This is a genomic window from Brevibacillus sp. HB1.2, assembly GCF_013332495.1.
Lineage (GTDB): Bacteria > Bacillota > Bacilli > Brevibacillales > Brevibacillaceae > Brevibacillus > Brevibacillus porteri.
Genome location: NZ_JABMIU010000002.1, coordinates 416754 through 436862 on the forward strand (window position 1 = coordinate 416754; position 20109 = coordinate 436862).

Below are 20109 nucleotides of genomic sequence, written 5' to 3' on the forward strand. Positions count from 1 at the left end.
AAGCTCTTCTCCTGCTATCCAAATTCAACTAGATAAGGCTATAATACGAAAAGAAGCATACAATATGGAAAGGCAAAAGCAAAAGGTGAAATCATGCGCAAATTTCTTCTCGTCTTGTTCCTACTTGTATGTCCACTGACGGTATTCGCACAGGAAGAGCCCTCTACTCCTTTGGAGCAGCTCATCCTGCAGCAGCATTTTACACAAAAAGAGCTGGAGCGAACCCTCACCTTACTCAAGGAAGAAGAGACGCGGACATACGGGGAAATCGCTCAAATGGATCTCGATTTGCAACGACAAAAGCTGGTGATGGAAGCGACACAACGCCGGGCCGGTGAGGTAGCGCGGGCCTATTACATGGGCGAGCGTACTAATCTTCTGACGTTACTATTAAATGCGGAAAATTTCAATCAGTTCTTATTGATGTACGACTTCTACGAGATCTTGTACGAGCGTGACATGTCTCGACTAGAGTCCTATCATACTGAGCGCACCAAGCTCACTGCGATGCAAACCGACAAAAAGAATCGATTGGACCAACTTCAAACGCTGCGAAAAAAATACGAGCTTCAATTAGCAGAAATGCTCGCTGTTGCCGCTGAAAAAGAAAAAAACGTACAAAAGCTGGATAACCCGACAGTTGTGGAATCCATGATGAATCACTTGATTTTAGACTGGGAAAAACGTGGTTTGCCCGCATTCCAGACCTTCTTCGGAATGCTCGCGCAGGTGATGGTTCAAGTTCCCGAGTTGGCGACGCCGGATCGAATTCAGTCGGAAGGTCTCCTCAAGCATACACTAACCATCAATCAGACTGACTTCAACAATTTTCTGATAGAGAAAGACGCCTTGTTTAAACAATCCCATTTCGCCTTTGAGGATAACAAGCTGACCGTGGAAGGCACGTATGATCAGATGGAGCTAAAGCTCGTTGGTAACTATGAGCTCGTCTCACCTACCCATCTCAAATTCCACATTACCGAGCTGTACTTTGACGGCTTTGCCTTGCCTCAATCGACCGTGGAGGAAATGGAGGAAGCGTACGATCTCGGATTTTATCCGGAGCTGATCTCCCCCAACATCCAAGTGCAAGGCATCACGCTGATGGACGAAGAATTAAAACTCCAGCTACAATTCAATCTTCCATTTGGATTTGGAAAGAAGTAAAGCCAGCTATTTGTTAGCTGGCTTTTTTCTTGGAGACAACCTTATTGACATGAACCGGCATTTCCTTCTGCAATTGTGTCATGTACTGGATCGCTTCTTTCGTCAGCGTAGGGTATTTCTGCCCCTGCTTCAGCTTCTCCAATGTTTCTGACACCGGGTAAATGACATAGTTGCGCTTATTATTTTTCCGATAAAAATGAACGTAGGTCGGAATCATTTCAGCACTTTCGATGCTGGCCTCTCCTGACTCATTCTTGTACAGCACAAGCTTCAGGATTGCGCCAACATCCTTGTAGTCCCAACGCTGCGCAGAGATGAAATTGCCCAACGAATAGGCGATCAGTCCTTTGTGTTGACGTCCATCTTCGAGGGTAACCGTCTTCCATTCATAAGGTTGTACCACATGTGGATGCGCCCCCAAAATCAAATCCGCTCCAAATGTTAGAGCTTGCTCGGCGGTGTTGATTTGTTCAGGACTAGGCATGCGTTGATACTCATTTCCGAAATGAAGCGCCACTGCAACCAGATCGGCTCCTTTTTCTCTTGCCCGTGCGATATCTTTTTTCATCAGCGCAGGCGAAATCAGATTGACCAGATACGGCTTGCCTTCTGGAATCGCGATTCCATTCGTTCCGTACGTATACGATAGCAAGGCTAGCGTGAATCCGTCCTTGGTCAACAACAAGGGCTCATCTCGATCCTCTGGACTGGCAAACGTTCCCGTGTGCGGAAGACCGGCTTCATCGAGATATTTGATGGTTTGCAGAACCCCTTGTTCTTTGCGGTCCATCGAATGGTTATTCGCTGTCGATACCGCAGTAAATCCAAATTCCTTCAACGAATGTGCCAGCGACTCAGGAGAATTAAACATCGGATAGCCTGAGTATTTGGCCTTGCTACCGCTCATCGTTGTCTCAAGATTGCCGATAACCCAGTCTGCCTCACGGAACATCGGGATGACATTCGGGAAGAATCGTTGAAAATCATAGCTTTTCGTCGCTGGGTCCCAGACGGCATCCAACTGCTCCTGATGCATCATGATATCCCCAACAGCAAGAAGGGAGATACGCTGTTCCGGAAATCTTGATGGCAAAGTCGGAGGTTGTGTCTCCTGATGATTGGGCGCTGTCTGCGGTGGTGTTGCGGGATCAGGCGCTTTCACGTTGGGAGCTTGGTTGGTCTTATCTGCTTGGGCGATGGGTGCTGCACACCCAACCAGACTCGTGCAGGCGATAACGAGAATGAATGCCCATTTCCATGTTCGCTTCATAATGAATAGCTCCTTTAGTAAATGGTGACCCCTTCCTTTTCTCCACCACCTGACAAAATCCTCTCCCATATTTTATAAAGAATGATGAAGTGACTTAACGGAGCATGCCTGTGACAAACGGATTGTACGTTTTCTCGTAGTCGATCGTCGTCTTCGGTCCATGCCCTGGATACACAATGGTTTCATCATCAAGCTCAAACAGCTTGTCTTGGATACTGATCATCAGCGTTTCGTAATCTCCTCCGAAGAGATCCGTACGCCCGATGCTTTGGTTAAACAGAACGTCGCCACCGAAGCAGTGCTGGCCAATGACAAATGAACAGCTGCCTGGTGAATGCCCTGGCGTATGCAGCACCTGAATGTGAAAACCTGCCAGTTCCAGAGTCTGACCATCCTCCAGTTCGTGCTCGGCCCGCTCACATACGATGAGTTCAGGCAGATTCCAGCGTCGAGATCCGTTGAGATCAGGATTTGTGAGCCATTCCTGCTCCAGTGGATGAATGTAAACCGGTGCTTTTGTCAATTCTCTTACTTGGTTGAGACCACCAATATGATCCAAGTGGGCATGCGTCAAAAGGATGGCAACGACGTTTTTATTTGCGAGAGCACGAAGCAACTGATCTGGCTCCATACCAGGGTCAATCACAATGGTTTGATTGGTATCGGTGTTTGTCACCACATACGCATTGGTTTGAAATGCTCCCAACGCATAGGATTCAATGGCAAGATTTTGATTCGTCATAGGAAACCTCCTTGATTTTTTGATACGATAGAAAAAACACGCTTGCAAACATGGGGGTATGACATGCGCCATATGTACGGAATTGAACTGAATGTACCAGCCGGGAAGCTCCCTGGCTTCTATGCTCAAGTCATACATAAAATCGGAGATCATGTCAATGTCTTTGATCGGGACAAACTGCTTTTTATTTTAGAGAATCAAGCCGAACTGGAGAAGCTGGAAACCATTTTGGAGAAGTCCAACATGTTAGGCGATGCCTTTTCCCTATTGCTGCTCCCGTCAGCAACCACAATCGATCAACTCGATGATATCGGTTTTGTCTCCCAAAATGAACATTTGTATGTATATGCAGATCAAGTTGCCATCGTAACGCTCGGGGCTCCATCCCATTCAGAAGATCAGTGGGCTGCTACGGAGCAACTCCGTGAGCACATTTTAGGCGTAATACCCGAAAATACACAACAACCCGAAGCCTACCTGATCGATCAAAGCTTGATTCCACTGGCAGAGGGAATCGCGAAGGCTTATCAAGTGAAGCTCGTTTGGCACCATCCGACTAAATGAATCCTTTACACGCAAAAAAGGGAGTTCCTCATAAGCGAACTCCCTTCTCCTTTTTACGATGATTTACGATCAAATCGGAACCACGCTACTTGATTGTCCACAAGACCAAAATTGGCGGTGTATTTACTGCCCTCATATACCACTTCTTGTTCGCCTTTACTTTTTCCGTACAGCTTCTCTAGCTGTTCAGCACTGTCAAACATGGTGAGTCCTCGGTATGTTTTGAATTTTTGCCCGTCCTCACGCGGAACTCCTCCCAGCATGATTGATGTCAATTCACCTTTGTGGACTTTGATCATCATCTGGGTCTGATCAACCAGCAGCATCCCCATCACAGCATCTCCCGCACCCTGCGACATCTGCTCTACCGTGTAGCTTTGCCTTGTCACCATATCCATAAAATCAGCTTTTGTCGGCTTCAAAATATCCATCGCTTCTTTTATGTTCTGCCCGAGATACATGCCGTTGACTCCGTATTCCTTTTGATTTTCAGAGTCAAATGTAGCAGTTGGTTCCGACTGGGCCGAACACGCCGCCAAGACAACAACTGTTAATACCCAAACTGCAGTCATTCGCAAACATTTCCACATCATTCACCTGTGCCCACCTTTGCTACCACTCTTTTGGTTATCTTAGCTTATCTGGCAAGCATCGGGCAACCATAGGGAGACGAGCTTATTCTCGTGTTCCGCTGACTTTGCGGCGCGGTCGATTAGGCGGCAGATTGCTGTCCACCGATTGTTTGAAGCTCTCTAGTATTTTGAGGAGTGATGCGAAAAAAGGCGAACCAAACACCGCTACAATTCCCCACATCCAGGTTCCTAACTGCCACGAATTTTTTACATAAGCGGATTCAGCACCAGTTAAAATGAGAGCTGGATCCAGACCAAGCATGCCAAAAATGACACCAGCAGCCAATACGGAAATAAGCAGATTGAAAAAGCGCTTGTAGTGCATCAGTCTAGCAGCGTGATACTGATCTTCCCAGCAATTTTCTTTCGCCTCATAGTCCGTCGCCAAAAAGGGAACGACTGATTTAAAAGCTTCCGTGACACCTGCTGCCGCGCTGGACACCGCTGTTATATAAATCAAAAAAGAAATAGATGAATCCAACGTAACCATCATGCTTCCCCCCTTTGTACATATGTATGGAGATGGAGGGACAACTTGCAAATTTTTTACAGTTTGTATATTTCCCCTTTTCTGTTTATACGGTAACATGTTGGTGCATGTAAATATGAGGAAGGGCAGGGATTGCTATGCAGGACTTTTCTTTTGTATGGAATCAGTACGACTTGATTCGCGGAATGTTTTTGGCGAGATTGACGGAAATAACCGAGGAAGAAGCAGACGTGGTTCCAGATGGCTTTAAAAACAACATTCGCTGGAATCTTGGTCATATTCTCCTGACACAAGATTACTTGCTCTTCGGATCAGAAGGAATGAAATGTCCTCCGTATTACGCAGCCATGTTTGCTCCAGGAACCAAGCCTGCTGATTGGCAAAAAGAAGGACCTTCCCTCGAGACCTTAGCTGCAGAGCTAAAAGAACAACATGTGCGTATTAAAGAAGAATTGCATTCCCGATTGAATGATCCATTGCCAAAACCGTTTCAGCTAGGAGACAAAGGTACTATGCATACTTATGGGGAAATGATGGTCTTCACTCTTTTCCATGAAGGGATGCACATCGGATGTATTTCGTCATTGCGAAATGCGATCACAGCTGCTAAATAAGGAAAATCGGACAAAAACGCGGGAATTTATTATCCGCGTTTTTCTTTTTGCCTCCGAATCTGCAAAAAATGAAAACCGCTCCAATGAGGAGCGGTCCTTGTCGAGCCCGAATTGCTTATGGGGTTCTACCGGTTATTCTCTTTGGCTCTTCAACCTCCATCGTAGAGAAAAGTAGCTAAAGGAATCGGTTAATCTCCATACGACTTTCGTCGATTGCTTGATCATGATTATCCACGGATCTTCGCCTCCTGCAAGGCATTTCGCCGTTTACTTACATGAATCATCGGGCTCGACAAAAATAGTATGACCTCCTCGCTGTTTTTCATACATCCTCTTTACAATAAATCTGCGGCCAGCTGTGCAAGCACACTCCGTTCGCCTTTTTCCAACTGGATATGTCCAGCCAGCTTTTGGTCTTTAAATACTTCTACCACGTAGGTTAAACCGTTGTTGCTCTCATCCAAGTATGGATGATCAATCTGCTCAGGATCACCCATTAGTACAATTTTCGAGCCGTCCCCTACCCTCGTCAGGATCGTCTTCACTTCATGCTTTGTCAAGTTTTGCGCTTCATCAATGATAATAAATTGTTCGGGGATGGAGCGCCCACGAATATACGTCAAAGCTTCCACCTGCAAACTACCCATGCCTGCCAAAATTTTATCCAGATCACCTGGGCGCTTTGTGTTAAACAAATATTCCAAATTATCATAAATCGGTTGCATCCACGGTCGAAGCTTTTCTTCTTTTTCGCCGGGCAAATAACCGATGTCTTTTCCAAGCGGAACGATAGGTCTTGCCACTAACAGTTTTTTGTATTTTTGCTGGTCCTCGATTTGCAGCAGGCCCGCTGCTAATGCCAGCAAAGTTTTTCCTGTACCGGCCTTACCGGTCATGGTTACTAAAGGAATATCATCTCGTAGCAGCAATTCGGTTGCCATCCGTTGCTGTACGTTACGGGCTCGGATGCCCCAAATCGGATCATCATCTGACACAAGCATTTCTAACGTTTTTCCGTCCGGGTCGACCTTTCCAATCGCTGAAATAGATGGGTTGCATTCGTCCTTCAGCACTAAAAATTGATGAGGGTAAAAGCGATAGCGTGGAAAACAGGAGGCCAACTGCAGCTTTCTTGTCGCGTAGTAGTTCTTGATGATATCGGACGCTACCATCATCTTCTGATACCCCGGGTAAATACTGGAGAACTCCCCCACAACTCGATCCGAAAGAAAATCCTCTGCGGAAATATTCAATGCATCAGCCTTGACTCTCATGAGAGCATCCTTACTTACCAAAATGACCGGTCTTGGCTGTGGTTTTCCGTTTTCCTCCTCCTGTAAGTTTAGTGCGACCGCCAAAATGCGGTTGTCATTACTCATTTCTGTGAATTGTTTCTGAAGGCGGTGGAAAGAGGAATGATTCAGTTCCACCCGAAACAACCCGCCTGTTTCTAGGGTAATACCAGTGTGCAATTGCCCCAGCTCACGAAAACTGTCAAAGAGCCGAGATACGTACCGAGCATTGCGGCCAATTTCATCCATGTACCGCTTTTTGGAATCGATTTCTTCTAATACGACAGCTGGTATGACTATTTCGTTGTCAGCGAAAGAAAACATCGCCCTTGGATCTTGCAGGAGTACGTTGGTGTCCAGTACGTAGATTTTCTTCAAAATCTCGCCTCCTATTACCCTTCTTATATACCCTATGCAATTTTTGGAGGGATGCTCAAGTGCGGCGACGTGATGTACTACAGTCTATGTTCAGGTAGACAGAGATAGACGACCCATTGGCAGAATGAAAATCGGCAGCCCAGAACAAAATACTTGTAACCCTGCCCTCCTCAAGAAGGAAGGCAATACTGGGAAAGGGAGAATGCCTGTGAAACGGATCATGATCTGCTGCCTCGGTTTTAGCTTGTTGCTTACAGCATGCATGTCGGGCAAAAATCCACCAGCCAATCAGGCTGCACAGCCGAAGCATGCCACTCATACGCAACGCGTTCAGCAAACAGCTCCTGAGCCTGCTTATAATCAATCTTCTCAAGCCACCGCTGATCGTCTGGCCCAACTGGCAACACGTGTGAAAAGGGTACACAGCGCGACTGCTGTGGTCTTGGGTAAATATGCTGTAGTCGGTATTACTGTAGACCCGAATTTGGATCGCCCAGAAGTCGGCGTCATTAAGTATACGGTTGCGGAAGCACTGAAAGAAGACCCTCAAGGAGCGAACGCTGTCGTAACCGCAGACCCTGCCGTCGTACAGCGGTTACGGGAAATGAGAGATGATATTCGTCGCGGCCATCCTGTTGCCGGTATTACGGAAGAGTTGGCGGATATCGTAGGTCGGATCATTCCCCAACTGCCGCGCAGTGTGCAGCCTCGCGATGAAACACCTTCTCAAGTAAAAGAAAAACGCATGCACAAAGAGCCGCAAGGACAAAACAAAATCAACGCAAATCGTACAGGAACCCCTTAAAAGAAAAAGAGGTATCCCCCGGATTTAAGCCCGGGAGAATACCTCTTTTTCTTTATGGACTGGTGCTTCAGATGGCAAATGATCCAAAGCTTGCTTCAAATCTGCTACCAAGTCATCGAAATCCTCTAAGCCAGCTGACAACCTGATCAAGCCATCTGTGATTCCCCTTGCAGCTCTTTCCTCAGCAGGCATCGCTGCATGTGACATCGTAGCTGGGTACGAGAGAATCGTTTCCACTGCCCCGAGGCTGACAGCCACAATCGGCAATTTTACACGATTAAACAATGCTTTTGCTCGCTCCCGACTCCCTACATCAAAAGAAAGAACAGCCCCATGACCAGTCGCTTGTTGTGTTTGAATCAGATGACCAGGATGATCCTCCAGCCCTGTATAGTAAACGCGGCTTATTTGTGGATGCGATGACAACCAGTCGGCCAAGCTCGCGGCTGTTTTCGTGCTGACATCTAGTCGGGCTTTCAATGTTTTGAGTCCACGCATCACCAGCCAGCAGTCCTGCACACCCAAAATCGCTCCCATGCCATTCTGGATAAAGTAGAGCTGCTCCCCTAACGCAGCCTCCCTGGTAACGGCCAGGCCAGCCACGACGTCGCTATGCCCTCCAATAAACTTCGTTGCACTATGAATGACCACATCTGCGCCAAGTTCCAATGGCCGCTGGTAATACGGGGTAAGGAACGTATTATCGACAATGACGAGCAAGCCGTGCTCCTTTGCGATACGAGAAACCGCTGCAATATCTGTCACCTTTAAGGTGGGATTGGAGGGGGTCTCCAGGTAAACCCCTTTCGTTGCCGATGTAATGGCCGCACGAACGGAATCTGTATTTGTTGCATCCACGAACGTAACGGAGATGCCCATTCTCGATAATACCTTGGTCAAAAACCGAAACGTGCCACCGTATACATCTTCCGCCACTACAACATGGTCTCCAGCTGAAAACAGCATAAACACGCTGGAAATGGCAGCCATGCCAGATGAGAACGCGAAACCGCGTGCGCCTCCCTCCAGAGACGCAATAGCTTCCTCCAAAGCCTGCCTGGTCGGATTCCCTGACCTGGCATAATCGAATGTACCTGGCTGATCGATATCAGCCTGATGAAACGTCGAAGCTTGATAAATCGGAACCGACGACGCACCTGTGAACGGGTCAATGCAAGTCGAACCGTGGAGGATCTTGGTTGCAAAATTCATCGTACACTCCCCCCTACGACCAAACTAGCATTCAATGCCTGAAACAAATCGGCTACGACATCATCTGGATGCTCGATGCCAACCGACAGTCGCAACAATCGATCACAAACACCGACATGCTCTCTGACTTCTTGCGGGATATCGGCGTGAGTCTGCGTTGCCGGATACGTACACAATGACTCGACACCACCCAGACTTTCCGCAAAGGACACGATTTGCAGATTTTGCAGGAACAATCCCACCTGCTCTGCATCGTGTACGCGGAACGATACCATCCCACTATGCCCAGTTGCTTGTTGCACCTGTATCTCATGCCCCGGATGCTCTGGCAGACCTGGATAAAATACCTCCGCCACTGCCGGATGCTCACGCAGCTTTTTCGCTACAATCAAGGCATTGGATTGATGACGATCCATCCGCAATGCCAATGTTTTCATCCCGCGCACGAGAAGCCAGCAATCTTGTGGTCCAAGTACAGCACCGATTGAATTGTGCAAAAACCGGATTTTTTCCGACAACTCTCCCCCTTTTGTTACGATGAGTCCAGCCAGTACATCGTTATGTCCTGCCAAATACTTGGTTGCACTATGTAGAACGATATCTGCACCAAGCTCCAGTGGGCGTTGACAATACGGGGTTAAGAATGTGTTGTCTACAATCGTAAGGAGACCATGCTGTTTCGCCAATTGCGTTACTGCTCGAATATCGGTAATCTGCATGAGCGGATTGGTTGGTGTCTCGACGAAGATCGCCTTTGTCTCAGGGCGAATCGCATTTTTGAGTGCACCAATGTCACGCAAATCCACATACGAAAACGTCAGACCATAGCGAGAGAGCACTTGCTCGAACAATCGATAGGTTCCCCCGTACAGATCGAGTGAAACGATCAGATGATCCCCTTGGGAAAACAAGCCCATGACGGTATGAACAGCAGCCATTCCTGAGGCACAAGCGAAACCTGCATCTCCTGATTCCGCTTCAGCGATGGTCTCCTCCAAAATAGTGCGAGTAGGATTAGCTGTGCGTGTATAATCGTATCCAGTGCTCTGGCCCAAGGCCGGATGGCGATAAGCCGTTGCATAGTAAACAGGAAAGCTCACCGCCCCTGTTTTTTCATCTCTGCCTACTCCCGCCTGAATCAATTTCGTTTCCAAATTCATGTCTGTTTCTCTCCCTCCAATAGTGTACGAGGGCATCAAAAAAGCCCTCTTTCCTCTGAAAGAAGGCTTTGTTTACGTCACCGTAAGCAAATCCTTCTCATCTTTCAGAGTTTGATAACTCTGCAGGAATTAGCACCATTATCTCCCTGATAAAATACAGGTGATTGGTTGCCGGGCATCATCGGGCCAGTCCCTCCGCCGCTCTGGATAAGAAGATTGCTATTCAATTTGATTGACCCTAATACTAAAGGATCGGCAGGATTCTTGTCAACAATTTATTTCCACCCGTTAATTTACATCTTTCAAGGCGGTCATCACTTGATTGTCCAGCTTCGCTGCCGCGTTTTTGTCATACGTCTTTTCATATTGTGGTTCTACGGAAATACGGGAACCGTAAAACATAATATCACGAACAGCCTCAATTTTGATTTCTGCCATGGCCAGCTTGAGCGGAACGCCTTCCAGTCGGTCTGTTTTGACAGAAGCACGACCATTAATGGCGAAAGACGAGCCGGCACCGATCAAATGCAAGACAACTTGCGGTTCCTTCGCAATATTAGCCAAAATACGTGAGCGATTATCCACGGCAAAACGAATCGTATCGGCGGTGACAGCATACGTCCAGGACAAGGAGCTGAGCGATGGTGCTCCTGACTCATGGTCTACTGTGCCCAAGGTAACAAAACGCTCCTTTTGCAAGAGCTTGAATAAATCTTCGGAAAGAGATTGGGAAACAGTTTCAGCCATTTCAAAGCCTCCTAACAAACGTTTTGTACGTTCATTTTACCCTTCGCCTAGCTGATAGGCAAACGTTTCCTCTTCACCTTGATTCTGGTTGTCTTTTTCCCTAGACTGGTAGTAACGATACCGAATGATGGAAGGGGATGGACAGCTTGTCGCCTACAGACCGCCTCATGCAGCAAATTGATCAAGTCCTTGAAGAGCTTCAGGAAGTTCGGAAGGTAAATGAGCGGATGCATAAAATTGCGATGTTCCTGGAAGATATCCGACTAGCAGATGTGATCCAAAATTACACAGCCCCGCGCAAGCTGCTCTGGATCAATTTCCTCGCAGGTCTTGCCCGGGGTCTGGGGTTGACGATTGGTACTGCTATCGTTTTGGCTTTCCTCGGCTCCCTCTTGACGCAATTTCTTTCCATCCCCATTCTGGGGGATTACATCAGACAATTGGTGGAGTACGTCGAGACTTACAAGCAGCGGCCTTAACGCTAGAGACTAGTCTCTGTCGTCGTCACGATCGTCATCTTCATCGTCATCATGATGTTTGTCGTGCTTTTTCCAATAGCCATACGCGTTGCCGTTGGGATGCTTATCTTTCTGCTTCCCTTTTTCTTTTTTCTTTTTGTCATCATCATCGTCTTTATCCTCATCTGTTGGCTTCACAGGCTCGACAATGACTTTTGTGCTTAATGCAACGTCATCTTTCTTAACCAGCTTATCATCTTCATACAATGCGAATTGAATGGTTTTGGCACTAAAGGAATGATTCTTGTACGACAATGTCAGCGAAAACTCGCCTTTGTCATTTGGCTTAATCTCTTTTTTCTTCCCGTCAGGAGCGATCACATACAATTCAGTGTCGTCCTTTTTATTCCAGCCGCTTACTGTCCCCTTCACTTGAATGGACTTGGCGGCAGGATTGTTTACAGCAGTCGCCTTAATGGCATATACGGTCGCTTGATCCTTGTCAGGAGCGTTAACAATTTCTACCTGAACGGATTCGGAATCAACCTTCTTGCCATCCTCGTAAACCTCGATCAAGGCTTTTTGATCTTTTGCTGCTTGTACATCCTTTACTGAAACTGTGAAGCTGCCTACGCCGTCCCACAGCTTCTTCACGTTTGCGTCTTTTTTCACGCCATTATAGGTGACAGTTACTTTGTCTGCCCCTTGCTTGACAATTCCTTTTACTTTTAATTCCTTTTTCTTCGCATCCAATACAGACATGGTATGGATGATCATTTCCTTATCTTCTTCTGCTTTTGGTACGATCTTTACTTTTTCGCTATCGACCAGCTTGCTGCCTTCATAGGCACTCACAGTTACATACGGTTCATAGGATGCATCTGGAGCTTCAAAGCTGACCGTAAAAGAGTGCTCCTTGGTCGGAACGACTTCAATAATGTCGGAATTCGGCTTTTTCACAACCACCTTGGTGACATCCGAAGTCACAATCCCCTTTATGTACACCTTGTTATTTTCAGTCTTGGCATTTACGCTCACGATTTCTTCATCATTGTCTGTCAAGCGCACTTCCAGCCAAATATCGCCGTAGTACTCGTTGTAAATACGCTCCCACTCCGCTTTGTTTTCTTCCATATAGGTTTGCAGTTTCGTATTCAAGTTGATTTCTTCTACAATGATGTACAAGTGATCCGCTTGATTCTTCAAGAGCATGTTCAACGTGGTTGGATCATTTTGGGCAAGTTCTTTCAGATTGTAGCGCGTTACTTGTTTCCCTTCGTCATTCATGACTACCTTTGTGGCACTTGGACTAGCAATCGAGCTTGCATCGGCAAAAATTGGCGTCAAACAGCCAAGAATACCTGCAGCTGTCACCACTGCTAATACGGGCTTGGTCATGTACTTTTTCAATGGTAGTTCCCCCTTCTAGTCTGGCAAAATCCCCCTGGTTGCTTGGGGCATGAATATTGACGGGAAATCATTTTCAAAAGTTGCATCCTCCAAGAAACCGCGTCTTATTACCTACAAAAAGCGCTTGATACAAAAAAACTCCACCCAACTTCCGAATCATTTCGGCAAGTGGAGGGGAGTCTTTGTCCCTTTAGTTGCAGTTGTACTTGGGTTCGCCTTCAATCGCGGCCAATAAAGCTTCGACTGATTCAGCAGGGTATCGCACTTCCAAGGACTGTGAATCAGCGTTCCCAAATAGCACGTACCAGCTGCCTTCCTGACGATAGCCGATATCGCTAATTTGATGATCCTCTTGCAGCAATTGCAAGAAAAAAGCAGCTGTATCCAAAGCAGAGCGGTCTTCTGGTCGCGCATCGGCAACCACTTGAATTTGGAGCCAGTTAAAAAGTGCATCTTCACGCTTCACTCGGTTCTCCTCACTTTCGCCCAGTTTGCTCCGGCTTGATCCGTACCTTTACAATCACGAGAATCGCAATCGCTACGAACATTGCACTTTTCACAGGAAGCTGCACATCCAAAATAGCGAAAATGAGAGCTCCAGCAAACAAAAGGATGTACAAGAGCACGTTTTTCAAAATAGGCATACGGATACGGGTAGCAAAGCCAAGATAATAGACGATAATTAATTCCACAAACAAAATCCAAGCTCGATATTTATCAGCCCATATGCGAAAGCTGTCATATGCGGTGAGCTGATCTGGATTCGTTGGCACATAGGTTGATGCGATTTGTATCCAGTCCATCACTTATCTCTCCTGTCTTCAAGCGGTGAAACTCCTACCGCTTCACATGCCACCTCATAGGCGGAATGAAACGAATAGTCACTCCTTTTTTCTTAGGAAAACGCTATCTTTCTTACTTTATCAGGTGGTGGATTCTGTGTCAAAAAACGGTAGGCTCTTCCATGTTGCTGGCATGAATTTCGCCGTACATGCTATGATGAAGATATGTCAGTAGAAAAAGGTGGGAATAAGATGAGCTTGTATGATATTGCCGTCAAAACCATTTCCGGTGAAGAAAAGACGTTAGCTGCCTTCAAAGGGCATGTCCTGCTAATCGTAAACGTCGCCAGCCAATGCGGCCTTACTCCTCAATACAAAGGGCTACAGGAGCTGTATGAGCGTTATCAGGATAAAGGTCTCGTTGTTCTCGGCTTCCCTTGCAACCAGTTCGCTGGACAAGAGCCAGGAACAGAAGAAGAAATCGCAACGTTCTGCGATCGAAATTACGGCGTGACGTTCCCGCTGTTTGCAAAGATCGATGTCAATGGTCCTGATACTCACCCGTTGTATCAGTACTTGAAGGAACATGCCCCGAGCGAAGAAAATCCAGATATCGAATGGAACTTCGCCAAATTCCTCGTGGATAAAGACGGTCAGGTTGTAAAACGCATCAGTGCTCGTACTCAACCTGAAGAGCTCATCGCTGATATTGAAAGTCTGTTGTAAGGACAGCCCAAACAAAAACGCCACTTCATCCCAAACAGGATCAAGTGGCGTTCTTTTCTTTTCTATCTTACGCTTGCGGTTGTGCTTCATAGCGTCTTTGCTTCTCATAGCGCTCACGATCTGATTTGTTCAGATATTTTTTGCGCAGACGAACGGATTGAGGTGTTACTTCGCACAGCTCATCGTCGTTCAGATATTCCAATGCCTCTTCCAAAGACAACATGCGAGGAGCCTTCATTTTGACAGTCTCATCCTTGGTCGCAGAACGTACGTTGGTCGCATGCTTTTCTTTACATACGTTAACAACAAGATCGTTGTCACGGTTATGCTCGCCCACGATCATGCCCTCGTATACTTCTGTACCTGGGTGAATGAACATCGTTCCGCGATCCTCTACGGACATCAAGCCGTACGTGGTAGCTGTTCCTGTCTCGTGGGAAATAAGTACCCCTGCGTGACGTCCTCCTACCGCTCCTGGTACAAGTGGACGATAGCTGTCAAAAGAGTGGTTGAGAATACCGTAACCGCGTGTAATCGTCAAGAACTCTGTACGATATCCGATCAAACCACGGGATGGAATAATGAATTCCAGACGAACTTGTCCGAAGCCGTTGTTGATCATGTTAACCATCTCGGCTTTACGTTGACCCAATGTCTCCATAACCGGCCCTGTGTATTCCTCAGGTACATCAATGATCAACAGCTCAGCCGGTTCCATTTTTTGTCCATCGATCATACGAATGATAACCTCAGGCTTGGACACACCCAGCTCAAAGCCTTCACGACGCATGTTCTCTACCAAGATGGACAAGTGTAATTCACCACGTCCAGAAACCACATACGCATCTGGCGAATCTGTTTCATCTACACGCAGAGATACATCTGTCTCCAGCTCAGACATCAGACGATCACGCAGCTTGCGGGAAGTCACGTGCTTACCTTCGCGACCAGCAAACGGGCTGTTGTTCACGAGGAATGTCATTTGCAGGGTAGGCTCGTCAATTTTCAAGAGTGGCAATGCCTCAGGATGATCAACGTGGCAAACCGTTTCCCCTACGTTAATATCATCAATACCAGAAATCGCTACGATATCTCCCGCTCTTGCTGTTTTTTGCTCAACACGTTGCAGACCGGAGAAACCGAACAGCTTTTGAATCCGCGCTTTTTTCACTTCGCCTTCGCGCGTAGTGACCGATACCATTTCATTCAAATTCATAGTACCGCGATAGATGCGGCCAATCCCGATACGACCCAAAAAGTCGTTGTAATCCAGCATGGTTACTTGCATTTGGAGCGGAGCAGATTCGTCTGCGTCAGGAGCAGGCATATGCTCTACGATGGTGTCAAACAGTGGGCGAAGGTCGCCTTCCAGCTTATCTGGCTCAAGTCCTGCAATCCCTTGCAGACCGGAAGCATATACGATTGGGAATTCCAGCTGGTCTTCCGTCGCATCCAGATCAATGAACAGGTCGTACACTTCGTTGATAACTTCTTGAGGACGTGCATTGTCGCGGTCTACTTTGTTCACGACAACGATAGGGGTAACTTTTGCTTCCAGCGCTTTTTTCAATACAAAGCGTGTTTGTGGCATACAGCCTTCGAAGGCGTCGACGATCAACAGAACGCCATCCACCATGCTCATGATACGCTCAACCTCGCCACCGAAGTCAGCATGGCCTGGTGTATCCAAGATGTTAATCGTGAAATCATTGTATTTGACAGAAGTGGTTTTCGCCAGGATCGTAATTCCACGCTCGCGCTCCAGGTCGTTAGAGTCCATCATTCTCTCTTCTACCTGTTGGTTCGAGCGGAATGTGCCCGATTGGATCAAAAGTTTGTCAACCAGCGTGGTTTTTCCGTGGTCAACGTGGGCAATAATTGCAATGTTGCGTATGTCAAGACGCTTCATGTGAACCTCCTCTATTATGCATACCTTCCATATTAACAGGTAGTGAAACGCGGCACAATGGGCAGTTTTTTACGGGAGCCACTTCCAGAGTAAGGGACTTTATTTTCGTCATACTAAGAAAAATGGAGGTGGCATACGTATGAAACGGTACGGCCCGAAATATTTGGTTGGCTTGCTTATGATCGCAACCATGATGACTGGATGCGCAAGCTCGAACAGCCATCCAAAAAATCAAGCGCACACACAAAGTACCACCTATCAGCAAGCCCCAGGTGCACGGACAAGCCTCGCTCATGATTATCATGCCTACACTGGCGGAATCAATGCCCGCAATTATCGAAACGGATATACGGTCAATGGTTTTAATCAGGATTTAGCTGAACAGCTCACCACGGTCGCAGATGACGTGCCTGGTGTAGAACGTGCTACTGTTCTCGTGAGCGGCACAGATGCCGTTATCGGAATTCGTGTTCGGAAAAATTTTGGCCCTGAGCAAACGCACATAATTGAACAGCAAGTCCACTCAGCCGTTCGTTCACGTGTTCCCAACTTCTCGATCCAAGTAGCCTCCGACGCAGGGACATTTGACCGGATTCGTGCCATCCATGCAGATATTTATGAAGAAGCGACGCATCGGACCAATCAAGTTGATGTGAGACCCGACATGAAAAGCCAGATCTCCAATACATCCACGGAATTTCGTTCTCTGCTCCACGATATTGGCCGCAGAATTCCTACAGTCACTCCATGATGACAAATAGGAATGGAAGCTCCATATAAAAGAGGTGCGGAATGAGCCCGCACCTCTTGAAAACTTTTCCATTTGTTACTTACTTTGCCGCTTCAACCAGCTTCATTTCTGGCTCAACAACTTGCAGTTCACCCAAACCACGAACTAATTTCTTCGCGTAAGTTTTTTCCGGCTTCAGCACGGATACCAAGTAGTCGATGGCGATTTGCGGATCAACGGTTTCCCCACACGTGTAGCAATCCAGAGCAGCAAAGCCGCGCTCAGGATACGTGTGAATGGACAGGTGGCTTTCCGAGAGAAGAACCAGTACGGTAGCACCCTGAGGAGAAAACTGCTTCGCTTGCACACTCAGTACCGTAGCACCGCATGCCTCAGCAGCCTCAATCATTTCCTTTTTCAAAAATTCTGCGTCGTTCAACAAATCAAACTGAACTCCCCATGTGTCAACAGCAACGTGTCTTCCGAAAGTCGAATATTCCATCTTTCGGTTCCCCCTTCCTAACGAGTGTAATGTTAAACATCGCTAGGACCTGCGTCATTCACTAACGGGGGCGGTTTCCGTTGTTATCCACCCTTTAAAGTGAATCCTGGTTCCTAATCCTGTTTCCAACGAAAACAACAATACCATGCATCGGCCTAGTTTGACAATACCCTTTTTCAAGATTAAACAAGAACTATAAAAATAAATTGATCAAACGCTCGACAGAATGAAGGCGCCCCCTTGCTACAAGCCGCTCTCGTTGACATCAAACAGGTAAGATTCTAAACTTTTCGAGAAAGGAAAACGAACAAGAATGGAGAGGATCGGAACACATGATCACTATCCGCAATGCCAAAGCAGAAGATTTGCCAGCACTGATCGCCATCGAGCAGCTTTGCTTTTCACCAGAAGAGGCTGCGACACAGGAAGCATTTGAGAAACGCATTCGATTGATTCCAGACAGTTTTTTTGTAGCGGAAGAGGATGGCGTTATTGCGGGGTTGGTGAATGGACCCGTTATCGAAACCCCCTTCATTACGGATGATTTGTTTCAAGCAATTAAAGAAAATCCGGCATCGGGCGGGCATCAAACCATCCTAGGACTAGCGGTTTCTCCCGCTTTTCAAAAACGAGGCATTGCTTCCATGCTCCTCACACACCTGGAAGCATCAGCAAGAGTGGCCGGTCGTGAGACGATCACGCTGACATGTAAGGAAAATTTGATTGGCTACTATGAAAGTCAGGGATACTTCAACAACGGTGTTTCCAGCTCAGATCATGCTGGAGCTATTTGGTACAATATGAGCAAACCATTACAATTGCGCTAAGCGAAGGGCAAAAAAGCAAAAGCGGGCACCTCTGGTCAGGAGGAAACCCGCTTTTTGTTATTCGCTGTGTGATCACATACATAAAAAAGGGCGCCTCAGGCACCCTTTTTTCTAAACTTCTAATTCAAATAGACGTCGCGATAACGTTACTAATCGAACATCAATTGCTGGAAGTTTTTCCGGGGCAGTTCTCTTTGCCCAATTACGCAAATCCAGCCATCGGTCCGTTTCTTGACGTAAGGACTCAATCTCCTGCTCGCTGCCATCCTGCTGGAACAAAGCCTCCAGCTCATTGGCCATATGCAGAGAGTTATTTTCAAAGATGGACACTTCTTCGTCTCCGGTTAGCTCCTGAATGCTCACAACCGATCCTTGATCGTAGTGATACACCATTGTGAAGCCGTCATAAATCCGGTGGACAATCCCATAGCCTCGGAACGCTTTCATTGCTTTTCTCATGGCATTTGCCAGCTGCCTATCTCGGATCAGATACGAGCTGTCGCATGAGTAGCGGCTGCCAACCCGACAGAAACTCAATTGAATTTCGCCGTTCTTGTCATTCAGGATTACGTCACGATCGCCATTGTCACACACTTTGACTTGGACTGAAATGTGTTCATTGGTGAAAAGCGAAACGAACTGGTTCAGCTCTTCTTCATTCACCGTGAAATAGGCCTTGGCGTAATTAGTTGCTAAACGCTGTGCCATAAATATCTCCTCAATTCTTTTGGTTTGCATGGGCCGAATACGACCGAACAGTTATCCAAATCAGAGGAGATACGCTAAGTGTCAACAAAAGAACGCTGTAGAACCTGGCCTTGCCCCGCGAATCGAAAATCGATTTGGGTAATGAAGGCGGATCACCTACTTTTTGTTTTTCGCAAAAAAGCCATTTTTGACATCTTTATTATACCTCAGGTGCCTTCAAAAGTCTTGAGCAAAATGACGATGAATTTTAGCAAAAAACCGGAATATCCGCAATCAGACGCAGGGAAATGAAAAGAACTCCCTGATTCATTCATATGCTTACTGTTTCATTGAAATTCAGAGGGACTTATATCCCTGCAGTTGAGGTCATCGCTTTTTTGATCGCAGCCTGTTCTTCTTCAGACAAATGGTAGCTCGATGTCCCTTGCTCAAGCGGCTTGGCGTACACGCGAGATTCTTCTCGTCCAAAAATGCTGGTGATCACGACACCGTTCCCAGCGTCATCTGTTACCGCCAGCGAAAAGCTAAGATCACTGCCGACATCCCCGAAGGCATTGTAACGGATAATCGCTACTTTGCCACATTGCGCTGCCATTCGCTGTGACAGACGATTGATGGCAAACTGCTGATCGCTATGCTGCTTTTTCATTTCCTCTACCTGATCCAGCAGTCTGTGCAAGCCTTCCTCGAGATTGGCTCCTCCCGTCCCTGTCATGATCCGGTTGATTGATTTCCTCAATCGACTAATCCGGACAGACTGCATAATCACCATCCATAATAGGATCAGTGTCAATGCGATGACGGCTAAAAGCAGGATCGCTACATTGGGGATTTGTGATAGGAATGCTTCCAAAACTTTTCTTCCTTTCCGGTGCGTGCGTAAATATGCTGTCAAAAACCTTCTTTATTGTACAACCGCCGGGCCTCCCATTCAAACAAGTCTTTCATAAAAACAACAATTACTAAATAAGCGACGGTCAAACC

General features: G+C 46.9%; 23 protein-coding genes and 1 riboswitch. Of the genes, 8 read left to right on the forward strand and 15 right to left on the reverse strand.

The window, feature by feature from the left end; genetic code table 11:
- Positions 1-93 precede the first annotated feature (93 nt).
- Positions 94-1167: a hypothetical protein gene (locus HPY28_RS06885; protein ID WP_017249584.1), complete on the forward strand. Its 1074-nt coding sequence runs from the start codon at positions 94-96 to the stop codon at positions 1165-1167.
- Positions 1168-1180: 13 nt separating this feature from the next.
- Here the strand turns inward: HPY28_RS06885 and HPY28_RS06890 are convergent, their stop codons facing one another.
- Together HPY28_RS06890 and HPY28_RS06895 are read right to left on the reverse strand one after the other, a co-directional pair.
- Positions 1181-2437 (reverse strand): CapA family protein, encoded by a 1257-nt coding sequence (locus HPY28_RS06890; protein ID WP_174224374.1) that lies wholly within the window; start codon positions 2435-2437, stop codon positions 1181-1183.
- Between the two features lie 94 nt (positions 2438-2531).
- The gene (locus HPY28_RS06895; protein ID WP_017249586.1) at positions 2532-3179 is read right to left on the reverse strand and encodes an MBL fold metallo-hydrolase; all 648 of its coding nucleotides are present in this window, start codon (positions 3177-3179) and stop codon (positions 2532-2534) included.
- Positions 3180-3242: 63 nt separating this feature from the next.
- On the opposite strand from HPY28_RS06895, the gene HPY28_RS06900 reads away from it, so the two are divergent.
- Positions 3243-3743 carry a hypothetical protein gene (locus HPY28_RS06900; protein ID WP_173622207.1) on the forward strand — a complete coding sequence of 167 codons (501 nt, stop codon included), beginning with the start codon at positions 3243-3245 and terminating at the stop codon, positions 3741-3743.
- Between the two features lie 53 nt (positions 3744-3796).
- Here the strand turns inward: HPY28_RS06900 and HPY28_RS06905 are convergent, their stop codons facing one another.
- Complete coding sequence (locus HPY28_RS06905) at positions 3797-4336, reverse strand: hypothetical protein (RefSeq protein WP_174230281.1); 540 nt, start codon at positions 4334-4336, stop codon at positions 3797-3799.
- Between the two features lie 82 nt (positions 4337-4418).
- The gene (locus tag HPY28_RS06910) at positions 4419-4865 is read right to left on the reverse strand and encodes a hypothetical protein (RefSeq protein ID WP_174230363.1); all 447 of its coding nucleotides are present in this window, start codon (positions 4863-4865) and stop codon (positions 4419-4421) included.
- 137 nt (positions 4866-5002) lie between these two features.
- Between HPY28_RS06910 and HPY28_RS06915 the strand changes: the two genes are divergently transcribed.
- On the forward strand, positions 5003-5479 hold the full coding sequence (locus tag HPY28_RS06915; protein ID WP_017249590.1) for a DinB family protein: 477 nt from the start codon (positions 5003-5005) through the stop codon (positions 5477-5479).
- A 335-nt stretch (positions 5480-5814) separates the two neighbouring features.
- Here HPY28_RS06915 and HPY28_RS06920 read toward each other — a convergent pair whose 3' ends face one another.
- Positions 5815-7149 carry a PhoH family protein gene (locus HPY28_RS06920; protein ID WP_069849661.1) on the reverse strand — a complete coding sequence of 445 codons (1335 nt, stop codon included), beginning with the start codon at positions 7147-7149 and terminating at the stop codon, positions 5815-5817.
- A gap of 202 nt (positions 7150-7351) precedes the next feature.
- On the opposite strand from HPY28_RS06920, the gene HPY28_RS06925 reads away from it, so the two are divergent.
- Positions 7352-7954, forward strand: a complete 603-nt coding sequence (locus tag HPY28_RS06925) for a YhcN/YlaJ family sporulation lipoprotein (protein WP_026043165.1) — start codon at positions 7352-7354, stop codon at positions 7952-7954.
- A 24-nt stretch (positions 7955-7978) separates the two neighbouring features.
- On the opposite strand, the gene HPY28_RS06930 is transcribed toward HPY28_RS06925, so the two are convergent.
- The 3 genes from HPY28_RS06930 to HPY28_RS06940 all read right to left on the reverse strand — a co-directional run bounded on the left by HPY28_RS06930 (position 7979) and on the right by HPY28_RS06940 (position 11073).
- Positions 7979-9166: a trans-sulfuration enzyme family protein gene (locus HPY28_RS06930; protein ID WP_017249593.1), complete on the reverse strand. Its 1188-nt coding sequence runs from the start codon at positions 9164-9166 to the stop codon at positions 7979-7981.
- Positions 9163-10326, reverse strand: coding sequence for an aminotransferase class I/II-fold pyridoxal phosphate-dependent enzyme (locus HPY28_RS06935; protein WP_173622211.1), 1164 nt, complete (start codon positions 10324-10326; stop codon positions 9163-9165). Before HPY28_RS06935 ends, HPY28_RS06930 begins: the two co-directional genes overlap by 4 nt.
- Positions 10327-10420: 94 nt before the next feature.
- Positions 10421-10540, reverse strand: a riboswitch (SAM riboswitch).
- A 74-nt stretch (positions 10541-10614) separates the two neighbouring features.
- Entirely contained in the window at positions 10615-11073 is a 459-nt protein-coding gene (locus tag HPY28_RS06940) for a pyridoxamine 5'-phosphate oxidase family protein (protein WP_173622212.1), read from the reverse strand.
- 137 nt (positions 11074-11210) lie between these two features.
- Between HPY28_RS06940 and HPY28_RS06945 the strand changes: the two genes are divergently transcribed.
- Positions 11211-11552 (forward strand): DUF5665 domain-containing protein, encoded by a 342-nt coding sequence (locus HPY28_RS06945; RefSeq protein ID WP_007723262.1) that lies wholly within the window; start codon positions 11211-11213, stop codon positions 11550-11552.
- A gap of 9 nt (positions 11553-11561) precedes the next feature.
- Here the strand turns inward: HPY28_RS06945 and HPY28_RS06950 are convergent, their stop codons facing one another.
- The 3 genes from HPY28_RS06950 to HPY28_RS06960 all read right to left on the reverse strand — a co-directional run bounded on the left by HPY28_RS06950 (position 11562) and on the right by HPY28_RS06960 (position 13744).
- Positions 11562-12941, reverse strand: a complete 1380-nt coding sequence (locus HPY28_RS06950) for a hypothetical protein (protein WP_174230282.1) — start codon at positions 12939-12941, stop codon at positions 11562-11564.
- A gap of 190 nt (positions 12942-13131) precedes the next feature.
- A complete protein-coding gene (locus tag HPY28_RS06955; protein ID WP_174230283.1) occupies positions 13132-13407 on the reverse strand; it encodes a hypothetical protein in 276 nt (91 codons plus the stop codon).
- 10 nt (positions 13408-13417) lie between these two features.
- Entirely contained in the window at positions 13418-13744 is a 327-nt protein-coding gene (locus HPY28_RS06960) for a YlaH-like family protein (RefSeq protein ID WP_017249598.1), read from the reverse strand.
- 231 nt (positions 13745-13975) lie between these two features.
- Here HPY28_RS06960 and HPY28_RS06965 point away from each other — a divergent pair, with 231 nt between their 5' ends.
- Positions 13976-14449 (forward strand): glutathione peroxidase, encoded by a 474-nt coding sequence (locus HPY28_RS06965; RefSeq protein ID WP_174230284.1) that lies wholly within the window; start codon positions 13976-13978, stop codon positions 14447-14449.
- 67 nt (positions 14450-14516) lie between these two features.
- Here HPY28_RS06965 and typA read toward each other — a convergent pair whose 3' ends face one another.
- A complete protein-coding gene (typA, locus tag HPY28_RS06970; RefSeq protein ID WP_017249600.1) occupies positions 14517-16358 on the reverse strand; it encodes a translational GTPase TypA in 1842 nt (613 codons plus the stop codon).
- Positions 16359-16497: 139 nt separating this feature from the next.
- Here typA and HPY28_RS06975 point away from each other — a divergent pair, with 139 nt between their 5' ends.
- Entirely contained in the window at positions 16498-17109 is a 612-nt protein-coding gene (locus tag HPY28_RS06975) for a YhcN/YlaJ family sporulation lipoprotein (RefSeq protein ID WP_017249601.1), read from the forward strand.
- A 79-nt stretch (positions 17110-17188) separates the two neighbouring features.
- Here HPY28_RS06975 and speD read toward each other — a convergent pair whose 3' ends face one another.
- Positions 17189-17590 (reverse strand): adenosylmethionine decarboxylase, encoded by a 402-nt coding sequence (gene speD / locus HPY28_RS06980; protein ID WP_007723244.1) that lies wholly within the window; start codon positions 17588-17590, stop codon positions 17189-17191.
- A 332-nt stretch (positions 17591-17922) separates the two neighbouring features.
- On the opposite strand from speD, the gene HPY28_RS06985 reads away from it, so the two are divergent.
- On the forward strand, positions 17923-18417 hold the full coding sequence (locus HPY28_RS06985) for a GNAT family N-acetyltransferase (RefSeq protein WP_017249602.1): 495 nt from the start codon (positions 17923-17925) through the stop codon (positions 18415-18417).
- Between the two features lie 111 nt (positions 18418-18528).
- Here the strand turns inward: HPY28_RS06985 and HPY28_RS06990 are convergent, their stop codons facing one another.
- Together HPY28_RS06990 and HPY28_RS06995 are read right to left on the reverse strand one after the other, a co-directional pair.
- On the reverse strand, positions 18529-19125 hold the full coding sequence (locus HPY28_RS06990; RefSeq protein WP_007723238.1) for a hypothetical protein: 597 nt from the start codon (positions 19123-19125) through the stop codon (positions 18529-18531).
- 346 nt (positions 19126-19471) lie between these two features.
- The gene (locus HPY28_RS06995) at positions 19472-19978 is read right to left on the reverse strand and encodes a DUF4446 family protein (RefSeq protein ID WP_017249604.1); all 507 of its coding nucleotides are present in this window, start codon (positions 19976-19978) and stop codon (positions 19472-19474) included.
- Between the last annotated feature and the right edge of the window lie 131 nt (positions 19979-20109).